The 10295-nt window shown below is 47.1% G+C and carries 7 protein-coding genes; 6 read left to right on the top strand and 1 reads right to left on the bottom strand.

The window, feature by feature from the left end:
• The first annotated feature begins 43 nt into the window (after positions 1–43).
• The 5 genes from H6F98_RS00780 to H6F98_RS00760 all read left to right on the top strand — a co-directional run bounded on the left by H6F98_RS00780 (position 44) and on the right by H6F98_RS00760 (position 6441).
• Positions 44–1324 (top strand): glycosyltransferase, encoded by a 1281-nt coding sequence (locus H6F98_RS00780; RefSeq protein WP_192216768.1) that lies wholly within the window; start codon positions 44–46, stop codon positions 1322–1324.
• A 57-nt stretch (positions 1325–1381) separates the two neighbouring features.
• Positions 1382–2728 (top strand): oligosaccharide flippase family protein, encoded by a 1347-nt coding sequence (locus H6F98_RS00775; RefSeq protein WP_192216767.1) that lies wholly within the window; start codon positions 1382–1384, stop codon positions 2726–2728.
• 87 nt (positions 2729–2815) lie between these two features.
• Positions 2816–3733: a glycosyltransferase family 2 protein gene (locus H6F98_RS00770; RefSeq protein WP_192216766.1), complete on the top strand. Its 918-nt coding sequence runs from the start codon at positions 2816–2818 to the stop codon at positions 3731–3733.
• Between the two features lie 95 nt (positions 3734–3828).
• Positions 3829–4971: a glycosyltransferase family 4 protein gene (locus H6F98_RS00765; protein WP_192216765.1), complete on the top strand. Its 1143-nt coding sequence runs from the start codon at positions 3829–3831 to the stop codon at positions 4969–4971.
• A 78-nt stretch (positions 4972–5049) separates the two neighbouring features.
• A complete protein-coding gene (locus H6F98_RS00760) occupies positions 5050–6441 on the top strand; it encodes an O-antigen ligase family protein (RefSeq protein ID WP_192216764.1) in 1392 nt (463 codons plus the stop codon).
• A 365-nt stretch (positions 6442–6806) separates the two neighbouring features.
• Here the strand turns inward: H6F98_RS00760 and H6F98_RS00755 are convergent, their stop codons facing one another.
• Positions 6807–8507 carry a GMC oxidoreductase gene (locus H6F98_RS00755; RefSeq protein ID WP_192216763.1) on the bottom strand — a complete coding sequence of 567 codons (1701 nt, stop codon included), beginning with the start codon at positions 8505–8507 and terminating at the stop codon, positions 6807–6809.
• A 772-nt stretch (positions 8508–9279) separates the two neighbouring features.
• Between H6F98_RS00755 and H6F98_RS00750 the strand changes: the two genes are divergently transcribed.
• Positions 9280–10287 carry a glycosyltransferase family 2 protein gene (locus tag H6F98_RS00750; RefSeq protein WP_192216762.1) on the top strand — a complete coding sequence of 336 codons (1008 nt, stop codon included), beginning with the start codon at positions 9280–9282 and terminating at the stop codon, positions 10285–10287.
• The last annotated feature ends 8 nt before the right edge of the window (positions 10288–10295 follow it).

The following is a 10295-nucleotide window of genomic DNA, read 5'->3' as shown; positions in this document are numbered from 1 at the left end:
ATCAAAAAATGAACCCAAAAATCCCATTTTTCCTAAGTTTACGATGACAATTGCTTATCTAGTTAACCAATACCCTAAGGTTAGCCATAGTTTCATCCGGCGAGAGATTGCTGCGATTGAGGCTTGCGGTATTCGAGTCGCACGTTTTTCCATCCGCACCTGTGGTTCGGAACTCGTTGACGAAGTAGACAAACTAGAGCAAGAATTGACTCAAGTTGTCTTAGAAATTGGGAAGGTAGGCTTGCTTCTTGCCCTACTCTATGTTGCACTAACCAGACCCGTTCGTTTTTTGAGCGCTTTATGGTTAATGCTTCAAGTTGGCTGGTCTTCGGAGCGTGGCATTTTGCGCCATTTTGCCTACTTGGCTGAAGCCTGTGTTCTGATCCGTTGGTTTTCCAAGTTTGGGATCTCGCATGTTCACGCTCACTTTGGCACGAATTCAACAACCGTTGTTATGTTGTGTCATGAACTAGGTGGACCTGCCTACAGCTTTACTGTTCATGGTCCTGAAGAGTTTGATAAAGCAAAAGCGATCGCTTTAGAAGAAAAAATCAAGCGCTCTGCTTTTGTTGTTGCCGTTAGCTCCTTCGGAAAAAGCCAACTGTATCGGTGGTGCGAGTACGACCAATGGTCAAAAATCCAGGTCGTTCATTGTGGTGTAGATGAGCTGTTTTTGAAACAGGAGTATATCCCTGTACCTGACGAACCTCGACTCGTTTGCATTGGCAGACTCAGTGAACAGAAAGGTCATTTACTTTTAATCGAAGCTGCTGGTCAATTAGCCGCCGAGGGGTTGGTGTTTAAGCTGATTTTAGTGGGCGATGGAGAACTGAGAACCCAGATTGAAGCGATGATTGCACAACTGGGTCTTCAAAACCACATTGAGATTACGGGGTGGGCGAGTAATCCTGAAGTTCAGCAACAACTCCTCGCCTCACGAGCAATGGTGCTACCTAGCTTTGCTGAAGGGTTACCTGTCGTCATCATGGAAGCGCTGGCACTCTCACGTCCCGTGATTAGTACCTATGTCGCCGGAATTCCGGAACTGGTTGAACCTTGCACCTGCGGTTGGCTTGTGCCACCAGGTTCTTTGGAAGCCTTAACGGAAGCGATGCGGGCAGCCTTGCAAGCCCCCGTGGAAAAGCTGGAACAGATGGGACGGGTAGGAGCAGAGCGTGTTGCTCAACAACATAATGCCGCGATTGAGGGCAGCAAGCTAGCCACACTATTTCGGTCTACTATCGAGAAGTCCAAAAACCAGGGGAGCAATGTCGTAAGCCCAAGTGTTCTCTCTACCAGCATCCAAACGCCTAGGAGCAACTGATGTCTAAGCATCGATTGAGACTCTACACATCCTGTTTTCCCACCCACTAAAGGAATCATGTCATCACTTAAAAAGCTTGCTATCCGTGGGACAATCTGGACAATCGCTGGTTACGGTGCAGGTCAAGCGTTACGACTCGGTGGGAACCTGATCTTAACTCGTCTGCTTGAGCCAGAGTTATTTGGCCTGATGGCTTTGGTCTACGTTTTCATCACAGGTTTACACCTGTTTTCAGATCTGGGTATTGGTACGAGCGTTGTCCAGAATAAGCGCGGGGATGACCCAGCATTTCTCAATACAGCTTGGACATTACAAGTAGTTCGTGGCATCTTTCTGTGGCTTTGTTCCCTATTGCTCGCTTGGCCAGTTGCCCAGTTCTACAATGAGCAAAAACTCCTGTGGTTAATCCCAGTCGTTGCTCTAACAGCACTGATTTCCGGATTTGAATCCACTGCCATATACACGCTCAACCGCCACATAGCCGTTGGGCAGCTAGCAATGTTTGAGTTTGGCAGGCAAGTGATCTCCTTAACGGTGACAATTATCTGGGCAAGCTTCGATCAGTCAATCCGGGCTCTCGTCATCGGGACACTTGTTTCGGAAGTCGTCGGACTGGTGTGGAGCTATCGGATGATACCCAACTCGTCGAACCGCTTCGCTTGGGATAAGGAAGCCGCCAAGGAGCTTTTTTCCTTTGGTAAGTGGATATTTCTTTCAACAGCTATGACATTTTTTGCTGAGCAAGCGGATCGGCTCATTTTCGGTAAAATCTTCACACTCGAACTGTTAGGGATTTATGGCGTTGCCCTAACATTTGCTGACTTGCCACGTAGTGTTACAAATGCGATCAGTGGCAAGGTGATTTTTCCCGCTATTTCAAAGCTGACTGACCTTCCTCGTCCAGAAATTCGTGCCAAGCTCCTGCACAACCGCAAGCCCATCCTGCTTGCTGTGACCTTTTGCTTGACAGGGCTGATCTGCTTTGGGGATATCTTAATCAAGGTATTGTATGACAGCCGATACATTGATGCCGCTTGGATGTTGCCAATCCTAGCTCTAGGAATTTGGCCGCGCATGTTGTGCAATACGAATGAGCCGTCCCTTTTTGCAATTGGGAAGCCTCAATATTCAACTGTCGGTCAGGTGACAAGGTTTCTTTGTACTTCGATTGGAATGCTGGTTGGATTTCATTTTTTTAAAGTTCCAGGGGCGATTATCGCGGTTGCACTTAATGACCTTTTCTACTATTCGGTCGTAAACTATGGTCTCTGGCGTGAAGGACTAAGTGGTTTGAGGCAGGACATTTTTGCTACCGCATTGCTTGTGGGGTTATTAGCTCTCGTACTGACAGCTCGATTCTATTTGGGGTTGGGTTTACCTATTGATGGGCTACTTTATCAATAAGAAAATTGATGCATTTGCTTAATTTCTAAATCATCGTGCAGCGAAGTCCGAAATCGCAATTTTAGATGAATGGTGAGGTATTAGATTATGGGTGAGCAACTTAGCAAGCTAGATGAAGTATCACTGGTGGTGCGGAACTTTGGGGATGGCTTGGTCTTTGAAGATGTGCTTCATGATTGGTTTCGCTTTTTGGGGGGTAAACCTGGTGAAGTCGTAGTCGTTGATAGTGGAAGTAACGCTCAGACGCAAGCCACTTACTGGAAGTTGTTTCAAGAAGGTCTGATTGATAAATTACAGATCATTCAGCCAACTCACGAAGAGAATAATCACGAGCGAGGTTATATCCAGATCTATACGGCAGGGTCGATCGCTTCTAAGCCTTACTTGTTATGGTTCAATATTGATACCTTGCCCTACAGAGAGGGCTACGACAATTGGTTGGAAGAGTCTATTGATTATCTTGAGCGTGACGACGTTTTTGCGATCGGTGGTGCGTTTAACCTTCCCTCGAAACATCATGATGCTTGGCCAGGATGGTACTTTAGCCACAAGTGCAGCCTGAATTTTGCTTTGATGAAGCGGAGTACATTCATGGCGGCGATGCATGAATATGCGGGTGACTACATTGCTTCTGGCTTCCTGGGAGAAAATCCAGCCGCCGCAACCGATCAGAGCCGATTTTTGCTGGAAGTGGCACTTGAGCAGTACATGCAGCGTCACAAGGTTTACACCTTATGCAAGGTTGAAGACCCGAACTGGACGATATTTCATACAAATACGCATGAAGAGCGCTTGAAGAAGATTCGTGAAAAATACATGGCTCGCCAAGATATTGAACGCTATATGAATGCTGGCTTTTCTGAGGCGGAGCCAATCCCGGAGCGAGCTGTTTATTATGGACAACCACCAGTAAAGATTGGACTTGTTAAAAAATTGCGGATTTCGTTCGGGGAAACACCAGTCGGTCTTTATTGGCGGCAGCTGAAACAAAAGCTAAGTTATTAGAGCGGTGGTGCGACTGTTGAACTACCAAAAACTGGGCTTCTGAATTTTATACTTTTCTTGTTAATCCCAGTAACGGCTGAGTGAACGTCCTAAACATGAAAATTACATTTGTCCTTCCTTTTGCAGGTCTAGCCGGTGGGATTCGGGTGGCGGCGATTTATGCCGAACGCCTAAAAAAGCGAGGTCATGAAGTCTTCGTTGTCTCTCTCCCTCCCGATCCAATCAGCCCACTCCAGCAGGTCAAGTCTCTCCTGAAGGGTAAGGGTTTGCTCTCTAATAAGGAGGGGTCGCACTTTGATGGTGTAGATGTTCCGCACCGAGTCCTTGATCGCTGTCGCCCTATTACAGATGCTGATGTCCCGGATGCCGACGTGGTCATTGCCACTTGGTGGGAGACAGCAGAGTGGGTAGCGAAGATGTCTGAAGCGAAAGGAGCCAAAGCTTACTTCATTCAGCATCACGAAATCTTTGAGGAGATGCCGAAAGAAAGGGTGGAAGCGACTTGGTCACTGCCTCTGCATAAAATCACGATCTCGAAGTGGTTAGTTGAGCTGTCTCAGGAGCGATACGGCGATCGCAATATTTCCTTTGTCCCGAATAGTGTAGACACAGATCAGTTTTACGCGCCGCCGCGTGGCAAACAACCTATTCCCACTGTTGGTATGTTATACGCGCCAATTGGTTGGAAAGGGTGTGAGGTTAGCCTGAAAGCCTTTTCCTTGGCAGCTCAAAAGATTCCGAATTTACGTCTAGTTGCCTTTGGCTCGTCAGCTCCTACGGCGGATTTACCTTTACCAGAAGGCACTCAATATATCCAACGACCTGCCCAAAACACCATTAAAGACATCTACGCTAGCTGTGATGTTTGGTTATGCGGGAGTTGGAGCGAAGGATTCCATTTACCACCCCTGGAAGCGATGGCTTGTCGCTGTCCGGTCGTTTCAACGCAGGTCGGTGGACCCCTGGACATTGTTAAGGAAGGAGTTAATGGTTATCTTGTGCCGCTTGGGGATTCGACTGCGCTAGCTAACCAGCTAGTTCACGTACTAAGTTTACCTGAAACCGAGTGGCAAACAATGTCGGATGCTGCCTACGCTACAGCGACTCAGTACACCTGGGATGATGCTGTCGAACTTTTCGAGGCGGCATTACACACTGCTATAGACCGCCAGCGACGTGGTGACTTCTCTAGGGTAAGCGCACCAAAGGATGTTAGCCCACAGCAAACGCCGATTTGACTCAACCTTGAGCAATGATCAGCCGCTCGGCGGTTATTGTAGGGAAAGCTCTGTTCATCTTCGTACCTAGCCAAGCTCATGTCTAGCCCTCAAGCGCTCCTTGTCACGCTCTGCTGGATTCCAGTAGTTCTGTATTTTTTCATGCGGTTTCCGCCGCAACGGGCGGTTATTGTGAGTTTCATAGTGGCATGGCTATACCTCCCCGTCGTAAACATTGCTTTGCCAGGAATCCCAGACCTCTCCAAGATGTCGGCAACTTGCTACGGCGTTTTGCTTGCTACTCTTCTGTTTGATGCTGGACGCATCACTTCATTTAAACCGGGCTGGCTTGACCTGCCAATGCTGATCTGGTGCTTCTGCCCGTTTGCTTCATCAATGGCTAATGGTCTGGGTGCGTATGATGGGTTTTCTGCAGCTCTTGATCAAACAGTGACTTGGGGAGTTCCCTATTTTCTGGGGCGGATATATCTTAATAACCTAGCAGGGGTGCGCCAGCTGGCCGTTGGCGTTTTTGTCGGCGGACTAAGCTATGTGCCTTTTTGCCTGATTGAAAGTCGTCTAAGCCCCCAGATGCACCAATGGGTTTACGGCTACCATGCAAGCGTAGACTTTACCCAGGCGTATCGCTTAGGGGGATATCGACCGACCGTGTTTATGAATCACGGGTTAGCGGTGGGTGCGTGGATGATGGCGGCAACATTGGCTGGGATCTGGCTTTGGAAAACTGGCACTATCAAGCAACTCTGGGACATTCCTATGAATTGGCTGGTGATTACATTACTGATCACCTTTGTGTTGTGCCGCTCTACGGGTGCCTATGCCTTACTGGTGATTGGACTCGTCCTTATATTTCTCTCCAATTGGCTTCGCACCGCTCTCCCCGTATTACTTGTGCTTCTGTCTATGTGTATCTATCTATACATTAATTCCATGACCGAAACCTATTTTACCGATCAGCTTGTCACTGTTATGTCCAAGGTGTTTCCTGAAGAACGTGTTGCGTCTGCGGAGTTTAGATTTAATAATGAAGAAATACTGGCAGATAAGGCACGGCAGAGCCTAGTGTTTGGCTGGGGGGGATACGGACGAAACCGTGTATATGAAAGGAACTGGGCAGGTGAGCTGGTAGATATAACGGTCACGGACAGCTTGTGGATTATCGCGTTTGGTGTCAATGGTATAGTCGGCTTGAGCAGTCTAACAGCCTCAATGTTACTGCCTGTTGCCAGCTTATTTGTGTTGCGTTATCCAGCGAGTACTTGGTCTCACCGCAAGATAGCACCTGTTGCTGTACTAGCCTTAGTCTTAGCTTTGTACATGTTGGACTGTATTTTGAACGCCATGATTAACCCAATCTTTGCCCTCACCAGCGGCGGAATATCAGGGCTTGTGCTTAGCGATACAGCAACCAACCAGGTAACACGCAAGCGCTCATCGGTTTCAAGACGTTCTCTGGCTCAACAGAGATAAGACTAACCTAAGTAGCTATAAAATTGAAAAATTAATAAATTCAGAGCTATCCGTTTCATGGACTGGATGAAAACTAATAATTCTGAACAGAAAGAATGGTCTAATAGACCTAGACCAGAAAATTCTTCATATGCTCTTAAAGGAGCGCCAATATAAATCATGGTTGCTTTGTCTAATAAAATTAAAGCTGACCCATGGTTTAATCAATCTGAAAGAAATAAATAACGATTCTTATCCCAAAAAGCAAAAACCTCCCCGTTCACCAAGCTGTTGTGCATCACCCTTGTCTGTATACAGGTAAGGGTGATGTTGCAAGTTGAAGGCGTAATCTACTTAGACTGCCATTCTTTCGTAGAGGTATAGAGTTATGAGGCTGATTCCACCTGTTGTTTCGCCGTTTTTGTTTGTGTATTCATGGTGGCTTTGACCCGCTCGGCTATCCGGATTGCCAATGCCACGATTGTCAGAGTAGGATTCCCGTAGCCTCCAGTTGGAAAAACGGCACTGCTAGCAATAAATAAATTAGAGACACCGTGAACCTTGCAGTTTTCATCCACAACACCTTGTTTGGGATCGACATCCATACGTGTTGTTCCCAGGTGATGCGATGTCCCAGCGGTTGAAATCACTGGAAGGTCGCCGTCTTGCTCAATCTCGTACCGACCTAAACCAGCACGGGCAATCTCTTCGGCGAATACAGCTTGTGCCCGTTTGACACCTTGAATATCATCCTCACGCCAGCACGTCTGCATTTTCGCTTTCCGTCTGCCGAGTTTATCCAACCCATCTCCCAGCATCACCCGATTGTCGGGATGGGGAGTTTGTTCAGTTTGATGGAGAACCTCGAATACGTTATAAATCCGCTCTTTATTGGGCAGATTTGACCAACCTCCTTGGCTCAGGTTAGGCCAAAAAGGTAGGTCTTTTTTCGTCAACTTGTCGTAGAAAGAATCGGCAATCTCGTCAAGACCCGTTACCACCTTATTCAGATGTTCAAGAGTACCCTTAGCTCCCTCCTTATAGCCACGGGATGAGAAGAGTGCCTTGAGAGAAGAAACGGCTTCTGATGACTGATATTTTATCGGTCTTGGCAAAAGCAACATTGAAACATTCAATAATTGCTCACGACGCATTGCTTCATTGGTAAAAGAGAGTCCTCCCATCACGGTTCCCTTACTCAATTGACGCAGATCGTACAAAGCCATTGAGTCAAACATCTTGGGATTGGAAGGAACAAAAAGACCACCATAGACAAGCGGGTGATCCATAAAGAACCGACCAACCAAATCGTTTTGATTACCCAAACCAGCTTTCTGAGTTTTGTTAGATAGCAACAACAAGTGGGCGCTTTCAACGCCACCTGCCGCCAGAATCACAATTTTTGCCTTAACCCAAAATTTATTGCCTTGTAAGCAAGCGACTCGTACACGGGTTACAGTTTGCGCGGTTTCTTCAGTTTCAAGTTCTACAGCATTAGCGTGGAGATAAGTCGTCACATTGCTGGAGTGATTGATTTCGTCACGGTACTCTTTATAGAAAGCTGCACCCGGCCCAAACTGAAACATTCGAGTTGTCACTCGATTCCCAATAAAGGGAAGCTGAGGGCTATTCGCATCTTCCCAATCTTCCGCCTCATAGGTAAAAGGTCCAAGCTTGCAGACCTTTTGCGCCCGTTCATAATAGGGAACGAGATGATCTTTCTCAAAAGGCCAGCCGCTGTAGGGGAACCCATCCCGTTTTTCAAAATCTACGTCGTCCAGTGGTACGTGCCTTAAACCCAATTGACCCTTGCTGATGTTGATGCCCCAGTAGCTGGAATTGCCTCCAAACCGACGATTGCGCCTGTCGGGGAACACTTGAACGAAATCTCCTTCCGTTTCAACTTCTGCCAGCGACTCCGTATCGGGGTCAGGTAAGTCAAGTCCGCCACTTTCGAGCAAGCAGACTCGGAAGTCTTGTCCGGCTAGTTCCCGTGCGAGAGAAAGTCCAGCAGGACCCGTCCCAATAATACAAACTTCTGTCTCAATTGTTTCGTCGGCGGACAAGGTGCGTGCATCGATTAGCATAAAAAGTTACCTTATTAATGATTATTTAGGTCTCTTTAAGTTAGATACGTACTTTCACTGAGGACAATAGTTCTAGAACTTGCCTAGGTTACAGGTTTCAAGTACTTCTCCTCTAAAAAGATATTTCCCAATTATCGTCACTGTTGGAACTTGATAGGCGAAATTTTAATAACTTCATCAACTCTTTTATCCGTTGACTAGAGTTTTCTGAGGAATCTTTAATTTCAGTGAACGGTGCGAGCTAATCAATTAGCGAAATGCCGGAAAAGGCATGAAATTGTTCTCTATGTATGGCTTCCTGGTGAATGCAAGTTTTGTTATAAAACTAGACAGAAATACCCAGTCAAGCAGGGAATTGTGAGGAGGTTGTGAAGTGTAGGTAGGGGAAACTGAAGAATTGGGCAATAAATTCACTCTCGTTGAGCCGAACCTTTTCCCTCAAAGGAGTAGAGATATTCCTTGAAAGCTGTCTGTCTATTCAGGTCAGTTGCGATCGCATAAACCAATGATGGACACTTTGTCGAGAGTGCCAGTAAATTTATAAAAGCAGTCGTCTAAAAATTAAGCGACGAGCCTTTTAAACCAACGCGATTTGAAGAAAGCGCGATCGCTCTTCTTCTTCAAAGCGGCAGCACTCGCTGAAATGAGACGCTAGCCAAAGAGAGCTTTACTCGTACAGGTCTGCTCTATAGCATCAAGACATAACAACATTTAAGTAATAGTCAATTTTATGCAAGCTGAGTCGGAAAGCACTAAACAGGGTATTACCCCTATGCCTAACGAGATTTCGCCCAATAACCCAACTCCTCTGCTTGTCGTAATCGTTAACTACCGAACACCTAGTCTGACAATTGATTGCCTGCACTCTTTAGTCAGTGAAGTCCAGTCCTTACCAGGTACCCGCGTTGTTGTTACCGACAACGATTCGGGCGATGGGTCAGTTGAAAAAATTGGAGCCGCTATTGAAAGCGAGGGCTGGAGTGACTGGGTGTCGCTGATGCCACTTGAGCGCAATGGTGGATTTGCCTACGGCAACAACGCGGCAATTCGTCCTGCCCTACAGTCATCATCACCCCCTCCCTATATTTTGTTGCTCAACCCTGACACGGTTGTTCGCCCCAATGCCCTCAAAGCGCTGGTGGATTTCATGAATGAACATCCCGATGTCGGAATTGCTGGTAGCCGCTTGGAAGAACCCGATGGTACACCACAGTGTTCTGCCTTTCGCTTTCATACCGTGTTCAGCGAACTGGATTTTGGCTTGAGTCTAGGTTTAGTAAGCAAGTTACTCTCCAGATGGGTCGTTGCGCCTCCTGTTTCTGACGAAATCCATCAAACCGACTGGGTCGCTGGGGCAAGCATGATTATTCGCCGTGAGGTATTTGAAGCGGCGGGCTTAATGGATGAGGAATATTTCATGTATTACGAAGAAGTAGACTTTTGCCTACAGGCGAACCGGTCTGGCTGGAGTTGCTGGTATGTCCCTCAAAGTCGGGTTGTACACTTAGTTGGGCAAAGTTCAGGAGTGACCGACACCAAACGCCCACCAAAGCGTCTACCACAGTACTTGTTTGATTCAAGGCGACGCTACTTTCTCAAGAACTATGGTTTCTTGTACGCCGCGCTAGCTGATGCCTTCAGAGCGTCGGGTTTTGCCCTATGGCGGATGCGTCGGGTGGTTCAGCGCAAGCCGGATAATGACCCCCCGCAATTCCTGACTGACTTACTTCGTAATAGTGTGTTCCTCAAGGGAGGCGTAACAAGCCCTGCCAAGTATTAAGCCACAGT

This window comes from Microcoleus sp. FACHB-SPT15, assembly GCF_014849525.1.
GTDB classification, from domain to species: domain Bacteria; phylum Cyanobacteriota; class Cyanobacteriia; order Cyanobacteriales; family Coleofasciculaceae; genus Symplocastrum; species Symplocastrum torsivum.
The sequence above is the reverse complement of the archived record's forward strand: the minus strand, read 5'-3'. Positions and strand labels throughout refer to the sequence as shown.

Excerpts from the sequence above, each read along its gene's own strand:
- H6F98_RS00765 (WP_192216765.1), top strand. The coding sequence starts at position 3,829 with ATGAAAATTACATTTGTCCTTCCTTTTGCAGGTCTAGCCGGTGGGATT.
- H6F98_RS00750 (WP_192216762.1), top strand. The coding sequence starts at position 9,280 with ATGCCTAACGAGATTTCGCCCAATAACCCAACTCCTCTGCTTGTCGTA.
- H6F98_RS00770 (WP_192216766.1), top strand. The coding sequence starts at position 2,816 with ATGGGTGAGCAACTTAGCAAGCTAGATGAAGTATCACTGGTGGTGCGG.
- H6F98_RS00780 (WP_192216768.1), top strand. The coding sequence starts at position 44 with ATGACAATTGCTTATCTAGTTAACCAATACCCTAAGGTTAGCCATAGT.
- H6F98_RS00755 (WP_192216763.1), bottom strand. The coding sequence starts at position 8,507 with ATGCTAATCGATGCACGCACCTTGTCCGCCGACGAAACAATTGAGACA.
- H6F98_RS00775 (WP_192216767.1), top strand. The coding sequence starts at position 1,382 with ATGTCATCACTTAAAAAGCTTGCTATCCGTGGGACAATCTGGACAATC.
- H6F98_RS00760 (WP_192216764.1), top strand. The coding sequence starts at position 5,050 with ATGTCTAGCCCTCAAGCGCTCCTTGTCACGCTCTGCTGGATTCCAGTA.